Consider the following 20245-nt stretch of genomic DNA (forward strand, 5'->3'; position numbering starts at 1 on the left):
GACTCCCGGTTGAAATGCATTTTTGCATTACAGGTGAGGGATAATACTGCGTTTATTCATCAGCAATCTCCACTATCTTGGTGCTCATCCCACTAGGGGAACCTCATATCACCTCGTTACAGGAGCAGCTGATGTCTCATTCTCATTTCATTCCCGCCACCATGAACGCGGTAGAGATTACCCAGCCCGGTGGCCCCGATGTCTTGCAACTGACCACCCGCGCCACACCAGCGCCCAAGCCCGATGAGGTCTTGATCCGGCACTATGCGACCGGCATCAATGGACCGGATGTGATGCAGCGCAAGGGGCTCTACCCGCCTCCGGCAGGGGCATCGGATATTCCCGGGCTGGAGGTCGCCGGGGTCGTGGTCGCCAAGGGGGAGCAGGTGGAGCATCTCAAGGTTGGCGACAAGGTCGCCGCGCTGATTTCGGGTGGCGGCTATGCCGAGTACAGCGTCGCCCACCAGAGCAATGTCCTGCCCCTGCCGCCCGGATTGAGCTTTGTCGAAGCCGCGGCACTGCCGGAAACCTTTATGACGGTCTGGTCAAATATGTTTGAACGGGGTCAGTTTAAAAAAGGGGACATTATCTTGATCCATGGCGGCGCCTCCGGCATCGGCACGACCGCCACCATGCTGGGCAAGGCATTTGGCGCCGCAAAAATCATCACCACGGTCGGCTCACCCGAGCAGCAGGCCGCCAGCATCAAGCTGGGCGCGGATGTGGCCGTGCTCTACAAGGAGGAGGATTTTGTCGAGGCCGTGCATGCCGCCACCGATGGCCATGGCGCCGACATCATTCTCGATATCATTGGCGGGGAGTATGTCGCGCGCAACTATGCTGCAGCTGCCATCAATGGTCGCATAGTCCAGATCGGCATAATTGCGGGCGCCGCCCCCAATCTGGATCTGTTTCCCATGCTGCAAAAGCGGCTGACCCATATCGGCTCTACCCTGCGCTCGCGTACTCCGCAGGAAAAAGCCGATCTGATCGCCCAGCTGCAAACTCATGTCTGGCCATTTATCGAACGCGGTGAGGTCAAACCGCAGGTTTACCAGACCTTCCCGCTGCATGAGGCCGCCGCCGCCCACCATTTGCTTGATTCAGGCCGTCATATCGGCAAGCTGGTATTAACCATGGAGCCGTTGTCGTCAGATTGATAAAGCCCATAGTGGAGCAGGCCTAGGTGGATGCGGTGATATCCAACGCGGAAAGTACCCCGCCGCAGGCGTAAGGGGTGCGATAAATAAAAAGAGACCAGCTGAGAGCCGGTCTCTTTTTATTTAACATGTGAGGCATTATTTTTATGGCATCGTCTTAAAGAACGCGAATGTTCAATTACGCCTAACTAATCTACTAAATGTTGTCACCATCACCACATTCATCAAGTTGTTTTAAAATTTCCTGATGTGCACTCATCAGTTTTTCATATGTATTAGAATCATATATTTCATAATCAGCATCACTTACATCCTCAACCGTAAAGGTAGAATGAAACGAAGATCCCATACCAACAAATACCTTGTGTGAGAAATCTGAAAACTGATCTGCTGTAATATCAACAATTAACCCTTGACGTTCTAACCAAACATGAGAACACCAAGAGCCGTCCTCTTTATCCCCTCGACAAGCTAATACATATTTAAACCCACCATAGCCTAAATCCTTCAAATGCCTACCTAAAATTAGGGCTGTATCTCCACAAGCTCCAAAAGGGAAATCATGAAAAGTAATTGGCAAGCGTTCTCGAAGCGTTTTTTCTATTGCATATCGTATATTTATAGCGATCAATTCTATTTTTTCATTAGCTGTCATAATGTCATTTCCTTCATTTTATACTTTTTAACAAAAATAAAACGCCCCCCATCTTGCGATGGAGGGCGTTTTATTTTCCGGCTATTGGGCCAGAGTGGCCCAATGGTCAGCTATTACAGGGATTCAGCGGTCGCAACCACGTTTTCCACGGTAAAGCCGAATTCCTTGAACAGCAGCTCGGCCGGTGCGGACTCACCGAAGGTGGTCATACCGATGATCTTGCCGCCAAAGCCCACGTACTTGTACCAGTAGTCGGCGATACCCGCTTCGATGGCCACACGCTTGGTGACGGACATCGGCAGGACGGACTCTTTGTACTCGGCAGACTGGGCGTCGAACACGTCGGTAGACGGCAGCGAGACCACGCGCACGGCACGGCCCTTGGCAGTCAGCTGCTCATAGGCGGCAACGGCCAGTTCCACTTCGGAACCGGTGGCGATCAGGATCAGCTCCGGAGTACCGGCGCAATCCTTCAGCACGTAGCCACCCTTGGCGGTGTCGGCCAGCTGCTGGGCAGTACGATCCATCTGGGCAAGGTTCTGACGAGAGAAGATCAGAGAGGTCGGGCCGTCGGTACGCTCGATGGCGTGTTTCCAGGCGATGGCAGATTCAACCTGGTCACACGGACGCCAGGTGCTCATGTTCGGAGTCAGACGCAGGGAGGCGATCTGCTCAACCGGCTGGTGAGTCGGGCCATCTTCACCCAGACCGATGGAGTCGTGGGTGTAAACGAAGATGGAACGCTGCTTCATCAGGGCGGCCATGCGCAGTGCGTTGCGGGCATACTCCATGAACATCAGGAAGGTGGCGCCGTAGGGGATGAAACCACCGTGCAGGGCGATACCGTTCATGATGGCGGACATGCCGAACTCGCGGACACCGTAGTGGATGTAGTTGCCGGAGGCGTCGTCGTTGGTCAGGGACTTGGAACCGGACCACATGGTCAGGTTGGACGGAGCCAGGTCAGCGGAGCCACCCATGAATTCCGGCAGCAGCTTGCCGAACGCTTCCAGTGCGTTTTGGGACGCTTTACGGGTTGCGATCTTGGCCGGGTTGGCTTGCAGGGTTTCGATGATCTTGGCGGATTCGGCAGCCCAGTTGGCCGGCAAGTCGCCTGCGGTGCGGCGCTTGAATTCGGCAGCCAGAGTCGGGTGAGCGGCTTCATAGGCGGCGAACTTGGCAGCCCAGTCGGCTTCCAGTTTGGCGCCCTTCTCCTGACCGTTCCACTCGGCAGCGATGTCGGCCGGGATAACGAACGGAGCGTGGTCCCACTTCAGGAACGCGCGAGCAGCGGCGATCTCGTCGTTGCCCAGCGGTGAGCCGTGGCAGTCGTGAGAACCGGATTTGTTCGGGGAGCCGTAACCGATGATGGTACGGCAGCAGATCAGGGTCGGCTTGCCGGTCTCGGCCTTGGCGGCTTCGATGGCAGCATTGATCGCTTCCGGGTTGTGGCCGTCAACAGCCGGGATAACGTGCCAGCCGTAGGCTTCGAAGCGCTTGACGGTGTCGTCGGTGAACCAGCCTTCTACGTGACCATCGATGGAGATGCCGTTGTCATCCCAGAACGCGATCAGTTTGCCCAGTTGCAGGGTACCGGCCAGAGAGCAAGCCTCGTGGGAGATACCTTCCATCAGGCAGCCGTCGCCCATGAAGGCGTAGGTGTAGTGGTCAACGATGTCGTGACCCGGCTTATTGAACTGGTCAGCCATGGCCTTCTCGGCGATCGCCATACCAACGGCGTTGGTGATGCCCTGACCCAGCGGGCCAGTGGTGGTTTCAACGCCCGGCGCGTAACCGTACTCCGGGTGACCCGGGGTGCGAGAGTGCAGCTGGCGGAAGTTTTTCAGATCGTCGATGGAGAGGTCATAACCGGAGAGGTGCAGCAGGGAGTACAGCAGCATGGAGCCGTGGCCGTTGGAGAGGATGAAACGGTCGCGGTCGGCCCACTTGGGGTTGTTCGGGTTATGTCTGAGGTGGCTGCGCCACAATACTTCGGCGATATCCGCCATTCCCATGGGGGCGCCCGGGTGACCGGAGTTGGCTTTTTGAACGGCATCCATACTCAATGCGCGAACGGCATTGGCAAGCTCTTTACGAGAAGGCATCTGTATCTCCTGCGATTGCTTCATTTGATGGCCAAGATGTAAGGCGCGTTATTGTCCCAGCAGGGCGCGCGGCGTGCAAATGTTATCTGGACGAATAAAGCCGCTTTGGGAGGACAATCGCTTTTCTTGGCAGCGTTTGACCAAACAGAACAGCCGCAAACGTTTGATTTCCATCCCCTTGGGGATAGTAAGGAGCCAATGGTGGCCTTCTTGCGACACAGCGACAAAATAGTGCTGGCAATCGGGGGGGGCGCTAACTAAAATAGACGTCCAGATGTAGATACCTCTACACCGTCCTATTCATCCGGTTATTGCCGTGGCGATAACCCAGACAAGCTGAGATTAAAATCATGGCAAAGCTGTTTACTTCCGAGTCGGTCTCCGAAGGCCATCCCGACAAGATTGCGGACCAGATCTCCGATGCGGTACTGGACGCCATCCTCAAGCAAGATACCAAGGCACGTGTTGCCTGTGAGACCCTGGTCAAGACCGGTATGGTCATGGTGGCCGGTGAAGTAACCACCTCTGCCTGGGTAGACATCGAGCAGATCGTGCGCGATACCGTGCGTGAAATCGGCTACACCCACTCCGACATGGGCTTCGATGCCGACTCCTGCGCCGTGCTGAACGCCATCGGCAAGCAGTCCCCGGATATCAACCAGGGTGTTGACCGCAGCGATCCGCTGGAGCAGGGCGCTGGCGACCAGGGCCTGATGTTCGGCTACGCCACCAATGAAACCGACGTGCTGATGCCGGCCCCCATCACCTACTCTCACCTGCTGGTGAAGCGTCAGGCTGAAGTGCGCAAGAACGGCACCCTGCCGTGGCTGCGTCCGGATGCCAAGAGCCAGCTGACCTTCGCCTACGACGATGCAGGCAAGATCATCGGTGTGGATGCCGTGGTTCTCTCTACCCAGCACGCCGAATCCATCAGCCACAAAGATCTGGTTGAAGCGGTACGCGAAGAGATCATCAAGCCGGTGCTGCCGGCCGAGTGGGTCAACAAGGACACCAAATACTTCATCAACCCGACCGGCCGTTTCGTTATCGGCGGCCCGATGGGTGACTGCGGTCTGACCGGTCGCAAGATCATCGTCGACACCTACGGCGGCATGGCCCGTCACGGTGGTGGCGCCTTCTCCGGTAAAGATCCGTCCAAGGTTGACCGCTCCGCTGCCTACGCCGCCCGTTACGTTGCCAAAAACATCGTCGCCGCAGGTCTGGCCGATCGTTGTGAAATCCAGATCTCCTACGCCATCGGCGTGGCCGAGCCGACCTCCATCAGCGTCGAGACCTTCGGTACTGCCAAGGTCGCCGAGGAGCTGCTGGTCAAGCTGGTACGCGAGCACTTCGAACTGCGTCCGTATGGCCTGATCCAGATGCTGGATCTGAAGCGCCCGATCTACCAGGCTACCGCTGCCTACGGTCACTTCGGTCGCAACGAGTTCCCGTGGGAGCAGACCGACAAGGCCGAGCTGCTGCGCTCTGCCGCTGGCCTGTAAGGTTCACGGTTGTGATAAAAGGGGAGCCTGGCTCCCCTTTTGCTTATCCGCCATTTGACGAGAACCCGATGTCTGCCACCTCTACCCGCCTCGACCCCGCCCTGCACCAGCAGCTGCTCGCACGCGTCGACGCCTGCTTTGTGCAGGCCGAAGCGCGCCTTGGCCGCACCTTCCCCCGCCCGCAAGTCCATTGCAACATGCGCGGTCGGGCGGCGGGATCGGCGCGGCTGCAAACCTGGGAGCTGCGCTTCAATCCCGCCCTCTGTCAGGCCAACCAGCAGGCGTTTCTGGCCGAGGTAGTGCCCCACGAGGTGGCCCATCTGCTGGTCTATGCCCTGTGGGGGGAAGGTCGCGGCAGATCGCGGGTGCTGCCTCACGGCCGCCAGTGGCAATCGGTGATGCGGGAGGTGTTCGGCCTTGAGCCCAGAACCACCCACAGCTTCGACCTGGCGGTTCTGGCCCAGCGCACCATCCCCTATCGCTGCCTCTGCCAGCAGCATCAGCTCTCTATTCGCCGCCACAACAAGGTGGTGCGCGGAGAGGCCCGCTACCACTGCCGCCGCTGCAAGCAGCCGCTGGAGCGGGAACGGCCGGAGCCCGAACAGTAAGCCAGCCGGTGTCGCGCTCTTGTGATAGGGTGCCTGCCATCGTTCGTCAATCATCCCGTTTGCAAGGAATCCCATGCGTTTCATCTCCTCCCTCGCCCTGACCCTGCTGGCCGGTTTACCGCTGCTCAGCTCGCCTCTGCACGCCCAGACCTTTCGCGAAGCCAAGCAGGATCTGGTCAAGCTCTACCGCAGCCAGCCAGACGCGACCACCTTCTACTGCGGCTGTGACATCAACTATCAGGGCAAAAAGATGAGCCCTGATCTCGCCAGTTGCGGCTATGAGCCGCGCAAGCAGCCCAAACGCGCCGCCCGCATCGAGTGGGAGCACGTAGTGCCCGCCTGGGAGTTCGGCCACCAGCTGCAGTGCTGGCAGGATGGCGGTCGCAAGAACTGCGAGAAGGTGAGCCCGGAGTTCAACAAGATGGAGGGGGACATGCACAACCTCTTCCCCGCCATCGGCGAGGTAAACGGCGATCGCGCCAACTTCCGCTTCTCCGACTGGAACGGCAAGCCGGATCAGTACGGCCAGTGCCAGATGCTGGTGGATTTCAAGGAGCGTCGGGTGCAGCCGCCCAAGGGGCCGGTACGGGGCCAGATCGCCCGCGCCTACCTCTACATGAGCGAGCAGTATGGGCTGCGTCTGGCAGCGCAACAGCGTAAACTGTTCGAAGCTTGGGATCGCCAGTACCCGGCAGAAGGCTGGGAGTGCGAGCGCAACCGCCGCATCGGCAAGCTGCAGGGCAATACCAATCCCTTTATTGAAAAGCAGTGCCAATAACCCCATTTGACCAAGGAGGGGGATCGCCCCTCCTATCATGAAACTCTTTCCTTCTGCCGCGTGAGCCTTGCTCGCCGCAGGATATGAAGGGTTTCCAAGCAAGAGACTGACTAGCAGACATGCGCATTCCACGTATCTATGAACCGGCCACCCTGCAAGTTGGCCAGACCATCGCCCTGTCGGAAGACGGCGCCAACCATATCGGCCGGGTACTGCGCATGCAGCCGGGCCAGCAGCTCGAGCTGTTCAACGGCGATGGCAATCAATATCCCGCCACCATCGCCAGCGTCGGCAAGAAGTCGGTGGAAGTGACCATCGACAGCTGCGACGTCCAATCAGTGGAGTCACCGCTGGCCATCCACTTGGGTCAGGTGATCAGCCGCGGCGACAAGATGGACTTCACCATCCAGAAATCGGTGGAGCTGGGCGTCACCTGCATCACCCCACTCTTCTCCGAGCGCTGCGGCGTCAAGCTGCCGGCCGATCGGCTGGAGAAGAAACGCGAACAGTGGCAGAAGGTGGTGATCAGCGCCTGCGAACAGTGCGGCCGCAACGTGGTGCCCGAGGTGCGCATGCCGATGGAGCTCGACGCCTGGCTCGCGGAAGAGACCAAGGAGCTCAAGCTCAACCTGCACCCGCGCGCCGAGTACAGCATCAACACCCTGCCCGTTCCCGAGCATGGCGTGCGCCTGCTGATTGGCCCGGAAGGGGGATTGTCGAGCGACGAGATCGCCCGTACCGTGCAGGAAGATTTCAAAGAGATGCTGCTGGGGCCGCGGGTGCTGCGCACCGAAACCGCCGCCCTGACTGCGATCACTGCGCTGCAGTGCCGCTTTGGCGATCTCGCTTGATACTATCGGCCGCATCAATCAGCCCCATGGCTGCATCGACGCAGCCGCAAGCGGCCGATTACGCTGCGCTAATCGACCCTACAACCCTATCGAGCCATTAAGAAGGAACAGCGGATGACCATTAAACTCGGCATCGTGATGGACCCCATCTCGGCCATCAACATCAAGAAAGATTCCAGCTTTGCCATGCTCGAAGAGGCGCAAAAGCGCGGCTATGAGCTCTTCTATCTGGAGATGAAGGATCTCTACATGGAAGCCGGTCGCGCCTTTGGCACCATGCGCCCGCTCACTGTCAAATATGACTATGCCGACTGGTACACCCTGGGCGAGGTGGTGGACCAGCCCCTCTCCAACCTCGATGTGATCCTGATGCGCAAGGATCCGCCGTTCGACACCGAATTTATCTACGCCACCTACATGCTGGAGCGGGCCGAGGATGAGGGTTGCCTTATCGTCAACAAGCCGCAGAGCCTGCGTGACGCCAACGAGAAGCTCTATACCGCCTGGTTTGCCGAGCACACCCCGACCACACTGGTGACCCGCCGCGCCGACAAGCTGCGCGCCTTCCACGCGAAACACAAAGACGTGATCCTCAAGCCGCTGGACGGCATGGGCGGCGCCTCTATCTTCCGCATGAAGGAAGATGACGCCAACGTCGGTGTCATCATCGAAACCCTGACCGCCCACGGCAGCCAGTACTGCATGGCGCAGACCTATCTGCCCGCCATCAAGGATGGCGACAAGCGGGTACTGGTGGTGGATGGCGAGCCGGTTCCCTACTGTCTGGCCCGTATTCCGGCGCAAGGCGAAACCCGTGGCAATCTGGCTGCCGGTGGCCGTGGTGAAGCGCGTCCCCTGAGCGAAGCCGACTGGGCCATCGCCCGCGCAGTGGGCCCGACGTTGAGAGAGAAAGGGCTCATCTTCGTCGGCCTCGATATCATCGGCGATCGGCTGACCGAGATTAACGTCACCAGCCCGACCTGCATTCGCGAGATTGAAGCAGCCTTCGACGTGCACATTACCGGTATGCTGATGGATGCCATCGAGCGCCGGCTGGCCAAGGCCTGAGCCAGCCACAGTTAAATTACTGCTCGATGTAGTGAGCGAGTGTTAATGCAAAGAGGCGGCCCCGGGGCCGCCTCTTCTATTTCATGCCTTGCTCATTGGTATGAAGGCTTAACAACGGAACTGCCCCACCTTCAGCTTGAGATCGCTCGATAGCTGCTCCAGCTCGTGACAACTCTGGTTCATCTCGGAGGCAGCCGACGTCGACTCGGTCGCAATCTGGGCGATATTGACTACGTTGCGGGTGATATCTTCAGCCACCTTGCTCTGCTCCTCGGCGGCGGTGGCGATATGGGTATTGAGCTCGTTGATCATCTCCACCGAGGTGACGATCTCGCCGAGCGCCTTGCCGCAAGCGAGCACGGTGCGATTGGACTCCTCGACCTGCTCCAGCCCGTGCATCATGCTGTTGGCGGCCTCGCTCGCCCCCTGCTGCAGCTTGACGATGGTCTTGCCAATCTCTTCGGTCGAGCGCTGGGTACGCTGGGAGAGTGTACGCACCTCATCCGCCACCACCGCAAAACCGCGTCCCTGATCCCCTGCCCGAGCCGCTTCGATGGCAGCATTGAGTGCCAACAGGTTGGTCTGCTCGGCAATGCCGCGAATGGCATCCATCACGCTGCTGATATCGCGGCTGTCATCGGCCAGCTGGGTGATCATCGCCGCCGTACTCTGGATATGGGAAGAGAGGGAGGACATGTGCTGGATGGCATCTTCCACCACCTCATGACCGTGACGGGCACTCTGGTCGGCCACCCTGGCCGCATCGGCCGCTCCGGACGAGCTGTTGGCCACCTCGGCCACGGTCGCGCTCATCTGGTTCATGGCCGTCGCGCTCTGATCGGTCTCGGCCTGCTGCTGGGCAAAGCGCTGGCGGCTTTCTACGCCGATATGAGCAAGACGAGCGGACTCCTTGGCAAGGTGCTCCGCCATCTCGTTGATCTGGTTAATCAAACCGCGGAAGTGGCTGATCACCTGATTAAGCGATTGGGCCAGCGCCCCCATCTCGTCCTTACGCAATACCGGCGCCTGTTGGCTCAGATCGAGCTCGGTCTGCATGCCGCGCAGCACCTGACTCATGGCCGCCAGCGGCTGACTCACGCTGCGGCCGGCCCACATGCCGAAGAAGAGCACGCAACCGCCCCCGATCAGAAACAGCAGGAGAAAGAGCTGGAAGAGGCGATCCTTGAGCTGGGTCAGCTCGGTCATGCTCTGTTCGGCAGCGGTCAGCTGATACTGCACCAGAGTGCTGACCGCATCGCTGAGGGGGTCGATGGCACCATAGAGGAGCATGATCCGGGCACCAAGATTCGCGCGTACCTCGTCCGGCCCGCCATCAAGCACCTGCAATACGGCGGCAATCTGCTGATCGGCCGCAGCGAAGAGCATCTGCACCCGATCCGCCTCCTGCGTCTCCCCCTGACCCATCGCCATGTTGCGGTAATTCTGCCATCCCTGGGTCACATCGTGCTGAGCCTGCGTGATGGCCGCTTTCGCTTTCTCCGGCGTAAAGCCGCCCACATTGGCCTTGTTGGTGGCATCAATGACGTTGACGGCGTAGAGATCGGCAATGTGCTTGAGCTCTTTCAGTTGCACCACCTCCCCCTGATACATGGCGTTCATGCCTGCCATCAGCTGGGACATCGCCTGGGTTGCCCCCACCAGCAAGGCCAACAGTGCCAGCAGAGGCACCACGCAACCCAGAATCAACTTCTGCCTGATTGAAATCCCTTCCATGGTTTTCTCTCCCTACCCGGATAAATGGCGGGCCGGCACGCCTTCGATAAAAAGCGGTTTTGCCCACAGAGGCGAGCTGCCATAATTGCCGCAAATACCTTTGCAATATCTGGCCCATATGCAAACACTGCAAAATCACTTTCTTCTTGCCATGCCAAGCCTCTCGGACCCCTACTTCGAGCGTTCGCTGGTCTACTTGTGCGAACACAACGAAGAGGGCGCCATGGGGCTGGTCGTCAACATCCCGGTCGACATGTCCGTTGAGGCCATGCTGACCCAGCTCAAGCTCACTCCCCCGACCGTTGCGGAACTCAAGCAGCCGGTGGTGCAAGGGGGGCCGGTGCACGCCGATCGTGGCTTTGTACTGCACAGCTTCCGCCCCGGTTTCGGCTCCACGATGCAGGTGGGGGACGAAATGATGGTGACCACTTCAAAGGATATACTGGAAACCCTGGGTACGAGTGAGGCTCCCGATCATTGGCTGGTGGCACTTGGTTACGCTGGCTGGAGTGCCGGACAGCTGGAACAGGAGCTGGTTGATGGCGCCTGGCTGGTGATCCCTCCCAATCCTGACCTTATATTCAAAACCCCCATCCACAAGCGGTGGCAGCAAGCTGCGGCCAGCATCGGGGTTAACCCGATCCACCTATCAAGCGATGTCGGCCACAGCTAACCCCTGCGACGCATATTGCGTTGTATTTCGAGGATTTTTTCATGTCATCACGCAGTATCATGGGCTTTGACTACGGCACCAAGAGCATTGGCGTTGCCATCGGCCAGGAGCTGACCGGCACTGCCCGTCCCTTGCGCGCCCTCAAGGCCAATGACGGCATCCCCAACTGGGACGAAATCGAGAAGCTGCTCAAGGAGTGGCAACCGGATCTGCTCATTGTCGGCCTGCCCCTGAACATGGATGGCACCGATCAGGAGATCACGGTTCGTGCCCGCAAGTTTGGCAATCGCCTGCACGGTCGCTTCGGCAAACCGGTCGAGTTCAAGGATGAGCGACTCACCACCACGGACGCCCGTGCCCGCCTCTTCGAGCAGGGTGGATATCGCGCGCTGGAGAAGGGCAGCGTGGACGGCGTATCGGCGCAGCTGATCGTTGAAGCCTGGATGGAAGAGCAGTACAACTAAGCCATCAACAACAAGGCAGGGGATGTGCCCCTGCCTTGTTTGCATCTCTCTCCCCGTCACGCCTGTGACTGCGGCGCCAGCAACCCCTCTTCCTCCTGCGGTGCGGCGTTCATCATCCGGTTCAGCCATGGCACCATCAGGCCCATCACCACGGCGATAATCAGGGTCGCTATCCCAATCTTGCCAAACACGCCGGTGTAAATGGGCAAAGTCAGCAGCGGATCCGTGACCCCTTGCGGTACGGCGGTGAAGGTGGCGACATAGCCCCCGAGCAGCGATGCCATCGCCTGAGTCAGGAACCACATCCCGAGGATAAAGCCCATCAGGCGTTGCGGCACCAGTGCAGCCACCATGGCCAGACCCAGCGCACTGATCATCAGCTCGCCGATACTCTGGAACAGGTAAATAAGCACCATAAACCAGGGCGAGGTGAGCCCCTGCTCATCGGCAAACCACCAGCCGGAAGCAGCGGCGGTCAGGAAACCGAGCGAGCAGAAGAACATCCCGAGGGTAAATTTGAGCGGCATGGTGAGATCCCGCCCCTTGCTGCCCATCCGGGTATAGATCACCGCCAGCACCGGGCTACCAACCACCACCCAGAAGGGGTTGAGCGCCTGGAAGCTGACCGGGTTGACGCTCATGCCCAGCATCTCGTGATGCATGTTGTTGATGGCAAAGAAGTTCAGTGAAGTCGGCATCTGGGCGTACAGCACATAGAAGAGCACCGCCTCCAGCATCAGCACGAAGGCCACATACATCTTGTTGCGACCCACGCTGTCGAGCTTGAACGCCTCGCGAAAAAAGACAATTACCACGGCGATAGTCACCGTCATCAGCACCATGTTGGCGATCACCACGTGGTGCATCAACCAGGCACAGAAGAAGACCATGACCACCGAGCCAGCCAATACCATCAGCAACTTGCCGTAGTTGAGGGGCAGATGATCCGGCTCTGAGCCGATATCTTTCACCATATTGCGGCAAGCAAAGAAGGTGAGCAGCGCAATCACCAGCCCGACACCGCAGAGGTTGTAGGTGACGGTATAGCCGTAGTGATCGGCGATGACCGGAGCCAGCGACAGGGAGATAAGCGAGCCGATATTGATCGACATGTAGAAGAGGGTAAAGGCACCATCCAGCCGCGGATCCTTCGGGGCATAACATTTGGAGAGCAGACTGGCCGGGTTGGCCTTGAACAGGCAGTTGCCGACCGCGATGGTACCGAGCGCATAGAAAATCAGGTCAGGATTGTAAATCGACATGCCGGTCATGAAATAGCCGATAACCAGTACAACCGCCCCCAACACCATGGTGCGCTTGGTCCCGAGAATATGGTCGCCAACATAACCACCGATCGAGATAAGGCCATACACCAGCGCCGAGAAAGCGCCGAAGGTGATAAACGACTGCTCCTGGGAAAAACCCAGTTGCTGTACAAAGAAAACTGCCAGGATCCCCTGCACGCCGTAATAACCGAAGCGCTCCCAGAGTTCGACAAAAAATATCATGAAGAAGGGTTTGGGCTGTTGTAACAACCCGGTCGGTGCTGTTGCTGGACGCATAGTAACCTGCCTTGATAGCTGCTTATTGTTATTAATCTGATGGCGGTGAGCCCATGAAATGAAATACCTGCCAAGCCACCCGGCTGCGACCTTGCCCTGTGCCGGCAAGCCGCCGCTCGATATCTGGCAACAGATGTTTCATTCGTCATCTTCAAGGTGCTAAGTGGGGCAAGAAGCGACACTGATGCACCGCAAAGGGGCGAGCAGAAATAAGGGGGCACGCCCCGTCATTTCAAGGTGAGGCATGTTATGTCACTGGCAATTAACTGACTTAATGGTTGATCACACTTTAAAACCCGACTTTCATGATGTTTTCTAATGAAACAGGATTACAAATTCTCTTGCAAAGAGTGTCACTCGAGACGTGATTTATCTTCAATTCTGTGTATTGAACGACAGCAAATGGCTCTCTGTGCTGCTATCGCAGACTCAGGACAACTGGCAGGCACAAAAAAGCCGGCGCAGATCCGCCGGCTGAATTCAGGTAGCCCCCCGGGCTGGCGCTCGCTGATAGAGCCGCCTTATCTCCTGCAGTAACCACCTAACCTTTGAGTCCTGATTATGCCGCTTGTGCCAAAGCAGAATAAAAGTGAGTTCCAGCTTGCTGTAGAGGCGCTCGGGCAGAGGTAGCGGCAAGGTAACGAGATTGGGATGATATTTGGCCGCAAACGCGGTGCAGTAGGAGGGCGCAACCGCAATAAGCTCCTGCTGCGACTGGGCTGCCATATACAGCGCCTGCTCAAAGCTGGATACCATCACGGATACATTTCGCTTGAGCCCTTCATCCTCCAGCAACATATCCAGACTCCATGTCTCTTTGACCTCCAGCACCACGCTGCAATGGGAACAGGCCAAAAAGTTCTCCAGCGACCACAGTTGCCGAAGCAGCGGATGATCTCTGCGCAGGAAGACTACGGGCCTGTCGCAAAAGAGCTCTTCATGATCGATGTAGTAGGGAAGATTACCCAGTTTGAGCAGAGAGCGGTCGTAACTTTCGCGCACACAGACACCCAGATCTGCGTCGCCATTGACAAGGTCGCCAAGGGAGTGGCGATTCCATGCCAGCATCTTGACTATCGAGTTGGGGTACTTTTCATGAATTTTGATGGGCAGGTCACTGAGTAGATAGAAAGGGGATTGCACCATCAGACTGAAGCGAGCCCCATCGGGGATAGCATCACGATTAAGCGAGGCGATCACCCCGGTAAGCTGGAACCAGAGTTCCAGCTCATCCCCCAACGTCAAGGCAAGATTGGTAGGTTGCAACCCCCTGCGCCCTCTCACAAAAAGCGGATCGGCAAACCACTCCCGCAACTTGGCCAATCCCTTGCTCACAGTGGAAGGCGTCACATTGAGCAGCTTGGCCGCACCGGCCACACTGCGCTCAGCCAGCAGGTATTTGAAAAGCACCAGCAGATTCAAATCAAGATCTTTGAGCGCACGCATATCTCTTCTCGTCAGGCATTAGCCATAGCTGCCTTGATACAATAGCGGCCCGTCATAACGCTTGCCATCGCAGCGTAATGACGGGCCGATAGAATGGCTTGCCGTTGAACCTCAACAGCAAGAGACTAATTCCCGTACTGCCATCAACCTGATTTGTGACGACTCAAACTTTGCCTAGCTCTTTGGCACCACAAAGAAGAGACCTTCCAGATTCGGGAAACCAATCACCAGCATCTCTGCCCCCCCGTCATTTTTAAAGGTTGCCATATAAGCGACCACACCATCCATGGCCTTGGCTAACGCGTCGTTATTGTAGTAATCATTAGGCGTCCAGTTAGCCCCCTTTGCCGGGTCAAACTGGCATTGTTCAAATCCACTAAAATATATTATGTCACGACGAGAGCGTGGTACATTATTACGGCCAAATAATGTACATCCGGCAGCAGGCAACTCCAGGGTAACTGTCACCATATCCCCATTGCGGGTAGTCTCTACATTCCCCAGCATATCGGTTGCAAGCCCATTATTGGGATGCCAGCTGGCTGTATTAACAAGGCTGGTTTCTATCGGTGTTAACTTTATTTTACCAGACCAGTTGGCATAACTGGCCGTCCCAATCAAAGATAAATTAAGCCCATTAGTGGCCTTTTTCACCTCATCAACCATGCTCAACTTATTGGATGCAATAGATATTTTTTGCCTGCTCTGTTCGACTGATGGTGCGCTATGACTTCTGCTCACCCTATTCACAACCAGCTCGCCCGGCACCTTGGTTACTTGATTAAAACCAGTAAACCATGAACTAAATATTTGACCGTCGTCCACCATAACTTGCCAATTATATTTCTGTCTTGACCCAAAGTTATAGTTTAAAGCTAAACCTGCCAAACCTAATGTACTATCACTATTTATTAGTTCAGACTTATAAAAAATGGCCGACTTGGGATCGATGTTTTTAACATCGTGGGGGGTTATTTTACCATCGATATTAACCAATTGTTGCGGAGTGTCTGGATTACTCTGCTTTACTACAGTGACTTTGGATTCTTCGGAGCCACCGCCACAACCATACAAAGCCCCCACACAGCTCACAACCAACAATATACTCTTCAGTTTCATCACACCTTGTCTCCTCTCTTTGTCATCCTGCGCAATCAATTCTTGTCGTACGAGGCGCATACAGGCCTGCGCTCAAACTGCCAAACACAGAGTCCCAAAATCCCCGTTTTGTCTCTATCTGCACGACATTTTCAACACCATGACAAATAGCTGCTGCATCAATTTTGTCATTTAGACCGAAGTCGACATCAGAAAAGAAGAAATGGCTGGTAATCTCTTCTGAATGGATAATCGCACCTTTATTAAGTGCAATAGTCTGTGAGCCATCAGAGTGAACAGTATTCTTGGCACAGCCACAGAGTAATACGGTCAATAAACTGGTGACCATTATAGTTTTGCAATTAATCATATAAACAACCTTTTTCAGTTCCACTCACCAACTACATCGAACCTTTACTGCCATAACCAAGGGGTCAAATAGAGCTTCTCTGGTAAAATAAAAGTCGTAATGATTTACTTCATGAGAGTTCAAATACTAATAGACGCTCCCCTGAATAAACATCCAGATGTAAAACAGGGTAATAATGTCAAAAAAGCCAATATTATTAATGTTGTAATTACTGCGTAGCCTCTGGCATACACAGAAAACAATATTTTCAGTGCAATGCAGAGGCGTTTATTATAAGTGGCAGTATCTAACAGAGGGAGGTATAGAGTCTATAGCAAAACAGGAAGTCAGAACGTTCCATTACGGAATCAGTGTTAAGATAATGTATCAATATAAATACATTTTTATCAGTATCAGCTATTCAGCGCGCATAAAAAAACCGGAGCAAACGCTCCGGTTTTTATCCATTCGATTGTTCCGACTCGCGATTGTAGAGCCGCCTTATCTCGTTGCGCAGCCACATTACCTTGGCATCCTGATTGTGCCGCTTGTGCCAGAGCAGGATAAAAGCGATCTCCAGCTGCTGATAGAGTTTCTCCGGCAGTGGCAAGGGCATGGCAATCAGGTTGGCATGGTGCCTGGCCGCATACCCCCCGCAGTAGGAGGGCGCCACCGCGATAAGCTCGTGACTAGACTGGGCGGCAATATGCAGCGCCTGCTCGAAGCTGGAGACCATGATGGGCACCTCCCGCTTCAGCCCCTCGTCCTCCAACAGACTATCAAGAGCCCAGGTATCATTCGCTTCCCACACCATGCTGACCTGGGGACAAGCCAGAAAATTCTCCAACGACCACTTCTGCTGCAGCAGGGGGTGATCCTTACGCAGAAAAGCGACTGGACGATCGCTGAACAGCACTTCGTGATCGATGTAATAGGGCAGCCGGTTTACCTTGGCCCGGGAGCGGGAATAGGTCTCCCGGGCACAAAAACCGAGATCGGCATCGCCATTGACGATGTCGTTGAGCGAGTGATGATCCCAACCCAGCATCCTGACCACCGAGTTGGGATACTTTTCGTAGATGGTCATCGGCAGATCGCTCAGGAAGCTGATGTAGAAGGGGGACTCCATCACCAGACTGAAGCGGGCACCATCAGGGATCGCCTCGCTGTTGAGCGAGGTGATGCTGTCGGTCAGCTGATACCAGACCTTGAGCTCCTCTTCCAGCGTCAGGGAGAGATTGGTCGGCTGCAGCCCCTGTCGTACCCGGACAAAGAGGGGATCGTCAAACCACTCCCGCAGCTTGGCCAACGCCTTGCTGACCGCCGACGGGGTGACGCAGAGCCTCTTGGCTGCACCGGCGACACTGCGCTCCTGCATCAGATACTTGAAGACGATCAGCAGGTTCAGATCGAGCTCAACCAACGTACGCATATCCCTCCTCATTCCCGTTTATCCCCGCGATTGCGCTTCGCGAGCAGCAAGCCATGGTACCAGCCCTTTCACTCCCAGGTAACTGAGCAACGTCAGCAGCAGGGAGCAGAAAAGCATAGCCAGCGGGGAAAAGCCCAGCTGCCCCGTCAGCCAAATATAGAGGCCGGACAGGCTGATCTGCATGACGCAGAGCACCGCGCTGGCGAAGGCCACATTGTGCTGGCAGCCATCCAGCGCTTTTCCCATGGCCACCCCGAAGCCGCAGGAGAAGCCGACACAGACCAGTGCAAAGCCGGCCAGCAGCAGTGCGACATCATTGCCCCGCAACCAGCTGCCCAGCAGCAGGCATGCCGCCATCAGATAGGCAAGGTGGGAGATCGCCAGCACTCGCTGTTTGCCCAGCCAGCGCAACAGCAGAGGCGTCAGGAAGGAGGTCGACATGCTCACTCCCGCCATCACCATCATGACGACGGAGTACTGCTCGGGGGAGAACCCATACTCCTGCATCAGGATCAGGGGAGAGACGCTGACGTAGACCAGAATGGCGGTCACGCTGGTGCTGGTCAGCAGCGAAATCAGCATAAAGCGCGGGGAGCGCAACAAGGCAAATGGCAAACCTCCAGCGCTCTCCTGCCTGTTTGCCGGCCGGGTCTCCTTGAGCATCAAGAAGTTGATCAGACCGGTCAATACCGCCACCAGAGCCATCGTGACGAAGATCCCCTGCCATTGAAAACGGGAGAGGATGAGGTAGCCCAACACCGGCGCCAGTACCGGAATGACGCAGATAACCCCGTTGATCATGGAGAGGGCCATCGCCAGCCGCTCTTCGCTCAGCACATCCCGTAACACGGTAAAAGTCATGATATAGAGTGCCCCCGCCCCGACCCCCTGCCAGAATCGCCCCAGATAAAACTGGGTGACATCGGTTGAATGGGCTGCCACCAGCGAGGCGGCAAGAAAGATGATGGCTCCGCCCAGCACCACGGGGCGACGGCCATAACGATCGGCAATCATGCCTCCCAGCAGGACTGTCGCAGCCATGCCAAAGAGATAAATGGAAAAGGCGGTGTGGATCTGCGCCTCATTGGCCTGCAGGCTCTCGGCAATCCGGGGGACGGCGACCAGATAGAGATCAATGCCGACCGGATAGAGGATGATCATCAGAAAGGCGCACAGCAGAAAAGTTCTCATGGAGGCTCCGTAACAGAAATCTGGCCCCTGTTCTGCCAAAAGCGCGGCAAACAGCAGGCAAGCAAGTGACTATGCGGAGCACTATAGGGGGGGCTTACCACCACACCTAGTGAAGAGATGGCGATCGATACATTCCAAAATGGAAATATTGTTTCTGCCAATGTGCGATTAAGGCAACTGAATGGACAAGCCGCCGGGCAGAAGAAAACTATGAGCTGAGTAAAAATAAACGCGATAAAAAGTGCGCCGGGCAATCCCGGCGCACTTGCTTACGGTAAAACGCTATCCCCGTGATCAGTCGGCCAGCTTGCTCAAAATGGCGTAAGCCGCCTTGACCCGGGCATCATTGGGATAGTTGCGGTTGGCCAGCATGACGATGCCAATCCCCTTGGCCGGGACAAAGGCAACATAGGCACCAAAGCCGTTGGTCGAGCCGGTCTTGTTGTAGAGTCGCGCCCCCCCCGTCTCTTGGGACGCGGCAACAGGTTTGACCGGGTTGGCATTGTAAATCACCGCCGAGGAGTTGCCCGCCAGCAGCGCCTGCTCGGTGACAGGATAGGCATAACTCTCCCAGCCCAGCCCCTGAGTCATCTCTCCTACCGAGAAGAAACCGGTGTGAGTCATGGCAATGGCCTGCTGTATGACGACGTCACTCTGCTTGGTCATGTTGGCCTCGACAAACTTGATGAAATCCGCCGAGCTGGTCTTGATGCCATAGGCCTCGTCCGCCAGCACTCCCGGATTGACCCGGATCGGTTTCTCCTCTTTGGCATAGCCGTAGGCGTAATCACCCATGGCTGCCGCAGGCACCTTGAGGTAGGTGTGGGCAAGGCCTAGCCCCGGCAACAGAGTCTGGCTCATCAGTTGCTCGAAGGGTTGGCCCAGAGAGCTCGCAGCCAGATAGCCGAACAGACCTATGCTGGGGTTGGAGTACTCCCGCTGGGTACCGGCGGCAAAGAGCGGCGTCCACTGGCGGTAGTAGGCTTGCATCTTCTCCGACGAGTCGAGCGCATCGGGGAACTGCAGGGGCAAGCCGCCTGCACTGTAGGTGGCAAGATCGGCCATGGTTACGCCATCGAAGGCAGACCCTTTCAGCCAGGCTGCGTGCTGGCTCACCTTGTCATCCAGCTTGAAGCCCCCCTTGACCACGGCGTAGGCACCGAGGGTAGCGGTCAGGGTCTTGCTGACCGAGCCGATTTCAAACAGGGTCTGCTCGCTGACGCGCTGACCGCTCTCCCGGTTGGCAACGCCATAGTTGAAATAGTGGGCCTTGCCATCTTTCAGTACAGCAACCGCCATTCCCGGGATCCGGTACTCCTTGAGCACGGGTTGAATGGTGCCGTCCACGATGGTAGCGAGCGGAACATCCTGCGCGGCAGAAGCGAATGAAGAGATCAGCAGGGAACCCAGCGCCAACCGCGAAAGAGTTGTTGGTTGTTTCATGACATCTGTCTTGTGGTGAGTTGAGAAGTGCATCATAAGGACGCTTGGTGAGCTGAGCGTGAACAACTGTGAAGTCGGTGTGAAGTCATTGAAAAAATGGGCCATTTCAATGGTTTTACGGCGTAC

18 protein-coding genes are annotated in these 20245 nt (G+C 56.6%); 8 read left to right on the forward strand and 10 right to left on the reverse strand.

Annotation, left to right across the window (positions count from 1 at the left end):
• Positions 1 to 131: 131 nt before the first annotated feature.
• Complete coding sequence (locus tag AAHA39_RS05745) at positions 132 to 1160, forward strand: NAD(P)H-quinone oxidoreductase (protein WP_320657288.1); 1029 nt, start codon at positions 132 to 134, stop codon at positions 1158 to 1160.
• Positions 1161 to 1356: 196 nt separating this feature from the next.
• Here AAHA39_RS05745 and AAHA39_RS05750 read toward each other — a convergent pair whose 3' ends face one another.
• On the reverse strand, positions 1357 to 1815 hold the full coding sequence (locus AAHA39_RS05750; protein WP_320657287.1) for a hypothetical protein: 459 nt from the start codon (positions 1813 to 1815) through the stop codon (positions 1357 to 1359).
• A gap of 113 nt (positions 1816 to 1928) precedes the next feature.
• Positions 1929 to 3920 (reverse strand): transketolase, encoded by a 1992-nt coding sequence (gene tkt / locus AAHA39_RS05755; protein ID WP_320657286.1) that lies wholly within the window; start codon positions 3918 to 3920, stop codon positions 1929 to 1931.
• Positions 3921 to 4270: 350 nt separating this feature from the next.
• Here tkt and metK point away from each other — a divergent pair, with 350 nt between their 5' ends.
• The 5 genes from metK (at position 4271) to gshB (ending at position 8727) form a co-directional block, all read left to right on the forward strand.
• Positions 4271 to 5422: a methionine adenosyltransferase gene (gene metK / locus AAHA39_RS05760; protein WP_342690004.1), complete on the forward strand. Its 1152-nt coding sequence runs from the start codon at positions 4271 to 4273 to the stop codon at positions 5420 to 5422.
• A 68-nt stretch (positions 5423 to 5490) separates the two neighbouring features.
• Complete coding sequence (locus AAHA39_RS05765; RefSeq protein ID WP_320657285.1) at positions 5491 to 6030, forward strand: SprT family zinc-dependent metalloprotease; 540 nt, start codon at positions 5491 to 5493, stop codon at positions 6028 to 6030.
• A 73-nt stretch (positions 6031 to 6103) separates the two neighbouring features.
• A complete protein-coding gene (locus tag AAHA39_RS05770; protein ID WP_320657284.1) occupies positions 6104 to 6808 on the forward strand; it encodes an endonuclease in 705 nt (234 codons plus the stop codon).
• A 119-nt stretch (positions 6809 to 6927) separates the two neighbouring features.
• Positions 6928 to 7659 carry a 16S rRNA (uracil(1498)-N(3))-methyltransferase gene (rsmE, locus tag AAHA39_RS05775; RefSeq protein ID WP_005343824.1) on the forward strand — a complete coding sequence of 244 codons (732 nt, stop codon included), beginning with the start codon at positions 6928 to 6930 and terminating at the stop codon, positions 7657 to 7659.
• Between the two features lie 114 nt (positions 7660 to 7773).
• Positions 7774 to 8727 carry a glutathione synthase gene (gshB, locus tag AAHA39_RS05780; protein WP_320657283.1) on the forward strand — a complete coding sequence of 318 codons (954 nt, stop codon included), beginning with the start codon at positions 7774 to 7776 and terminating at the stop codon, positions 8725 to 8727.
• 108 nt (positions 8728 to 8835) lie between these two features.
• Here gshB and AAHA39_RS05785 read toward each other — a convergent pair whose 3' ends face one another.
• A complete protein-coding gene (locus AAHA39_RS05785; protein WP_320657282.1) occupies positions 8836 to 10461 on the reverse strand; it encodes a methyl-accepting chemotaxis protein in 1626 nt (541 codons plus the stop codon).
• 118 nt (positions 10462 to 10579) lie between these two features.
• Here AAHA39_RS05785 and AAHA39_RS05790 point away from each other — a divergent pair, with 118 nt between their 5' ends.
• Both AAHA39_RS05790 and ruvX read left to right on the forward strand, forming a co-directional pair.
• Positions 10580 to 11134 carry a YqgE/AlgH family protein gene (locus AAHA39_RS05790; RefSeq protein ID WP_043849418.1) on the forward strand — a complete coding sequence of 185 codons (555 nt, stop codon included), beginning with the start codon at positions 10580 to 10582 and terminating at the stop codon, positions 11132 to 11134.
• Between the two features lie 41 nt (positions 11135 to 11175).
• Entirely contained in the window at positions 11176 to 11598 is a 423-nt protein-coding gene (gene ruvX / locus AAHA39_RS05795; protein ID WP_033116074.1) for a Holliday junction resolvase RuvX, read from the forward strand.
• Between the two features lie 56 nt (positions 11599 to 11654).
• Here the strand turns inward: ruvX and dtpB are convergent, their stop codons facing one another.
• From dtpB to ampC, 7 genes are all read right to left on the reverse strand, one after another.
• The gene (dtpB, locus tag AAHA39_RS05800) at positions 11655 to 13160 is read right to left on the reverse strand and encodes a dipeptide/tripeptide permease DtpB (protein WP_201909547.1); all 1506 of its coding nucleotides are present in this window, start codon (positions 13158 to 13160) and stop codon (positions 11655 to 11657) included.
• 480 nt (positions 13161 to 13640) lie between these two features.
• The gene (gene yidZ, locus AAHA39_RS05805; protein WP_041208097.1) at positions 13641 to 14606 is read right to left on the reverse strand and encodes an HTH-type transcriptional regulator YidZ; all 966 of its coding nucleotides are present in this window, start codon (positions 14604 to 14606) and stop codon (positions 13641 to 13643) included.
• Between the two features lie 174 nt (positions 14607 to 14780).
• Positions 14781 to 15728 (reverse strand): hypothetical protein, encoded by a 948-nt coding sequence (locus tag AAHA39_RS05810; RefSeq protein ID WP_139396303.1) that lies wholly within the window; start codon positions 15726 to 15728, stop codon positions 14781 to 14783.
• 19 nt (positions 15729 to 15747) lie between these two features.
• On the reverse strand, positions 15748 to 16098 hold the full coding sequence (locus AAHA39_RS05815; RefSeq protein ID WP_320657281.1) for a Bor/Iss family lipoprotein: 351 nt from the start codon (positions 16096 to 16098) through the stop codon (positions 15748 to 15750).
• Between the two features lie 415 nt (positions 16099 to 16513).
• The gene (gene yidZ / locus AAHA39_RS05820) at positions 16514 to 17485 is read right to left on the reverse strand and encodes an HTH-type transcriptional regulator YidZ (protein WP_041208095.1); all 972 of its coding nucleotides are present in this window, start codon (positions 17483 to 17485) and stop codon (positions 16514 to 16516) included.
• 18 nt (positions 17486 to 17503) lie between these two features.
• Positions 17504 to 18676, reverse strand: a complete 1173-nt coding sequence (locus AAHA39_RS05825; protein ID WP_342690005.1) for an MdtL family multidrug efflux MFS transporter — start codon at positions 18674 to 18676, stop codon at positions 17504 to 17506.
• 294 nt (positions 18677 to 18970) lie between these two features.
• Positions 18971 to 20119: an FOX/MOX family class C beta-lactamase gene (gene ampC / locus AAHA39_RS05830; RefSeq protein ID WP_320656721.1), complete on the reverse strand. Its 1149-nt coding sequence runs from the start codon at positions 20117 to 20119 to the stop codon at positions 18971 to 18973.
• Between the last annotated feature and the right edge of the window lie 126 nt (positions 20120 to 20245).

Origin of the sequence: Aeromonas sp. SE22 (genome assembly GCF_038739755.1) — a bacterium.
GTDB lineage: Bacteria > Pseudomonadota > Gammaproteobacteria > Enterobacterales > Aeromonadaceae > Aeromonas > Aeromonas jandaei.

Bases quoted from the DNA above. Each gene is read 5' to 3' on its own strand.
- AAHA39_RS05765 (WP_320657285.1), top strand. From the start codon at position 5,491: ATGTCTGCCACCTCTACCCGCCTCGACCCCGCCCTGCACCAGCAGCTG.
- rsmE (WP_005343824.1), top strand. From the start codon at position 6,928: ATGCGCATTCCACGTATCTATGAACCGGCCACCCTGCAAGTTGGCCAG.
- ruvX (WP_033116074.1), top strand. From the start codon at position 11,176: ATGTCATCACGCAGTATCATGGGCTTTGACTACGGCACCAAGAGCATT.
- AAHA39_RS05770 (WP_320657284.1), top strand. From the start codon at position 6,104: ATGCGTTTCATCTCCTCCCTCGCCCTGACCCTGCTGGCCGGTTTACCG.
- AAHA39_RS05825 (WP_342690005.1), bottom strand. From the start codon at position 18,676: ATGAGAACTTTTCTGCTGTGCGCCTTTCTGATGATCATCCTCTATCCG.
- yidZ (WP_041208097.1), bottom strand. From the start codon at position 14,606: ATGCGTGCGCTCAAAGATCTTGATTTGAATCTGCTGGTGCTTTTCAAA.
- dtpB (WP_201909547.1), bottom strand. From the start codon at position 13,160: ATGCGTCCAGCAACAGCACCGACCGGGTTGTTACAACAGCCCAAACCC.
- AAHA39_RS05745 (WP_320657288.1), top strand. From the start codon at position 132: ATGTCTCATTCTCATTTCATTCCCGCCACCATGAACGCGGTAGAGATT.
- metK (WP_342690004.1), top strand. From the start codon at position 4,271: ATGGCAAAGCTGTTTACTTCCGAGTCGGTCTCCGAAGGCCATCCCGAC.
- tkt (WP_320657286.1), bottom strand. From the start codon at position 3,920: ATGCCTTCTCGTAAAGAGCTTGCCAATGCCGTTCGCGCATTGAGTATG.
- ampC (WP_320656721.1), bottom strand. From the start codon at position 20,119: ATGAAACAACCAACAACTCTTTCGCGGTTGGCGCTGGGTTCCCTGCTG.
- AAHA39_RS05790 (WP_043849418.1), top strand. From the start codon at position 10,580: ATGCAAACACTGCAAAATCACTTTCTTCTTGCCATGCCAAGCCTCTCG.
- AAHA39_RS05750 (WP_320657287.1), bottom strand. From the start codon at position 1,815: ATGACAGCTAATGAAAAAATAGAATTGATCGCTATAAATATACGATAT.
- AAHA39_RS05785 (WP_320657282.1), bottom strand. From the start codon at position 10,461: ATGGAAGGGATTTCAATCAGGCAGAAGTTGATTCTGGGTTGCGTGGTG.
- yidZ (WP_041208095.1), bottom strand. From the start codon at position 17,485: ATGCGTACGTTGGTTGAGCTCGATCTGAACCTGCTGATCGTCTTCAAG.
- gshB (WP_320657283.1), top strand. From the start codon at position 7,774: ATGACCATTAAACTCGGCATCGTGATGGACCCCATCTCGGCCATCAAC.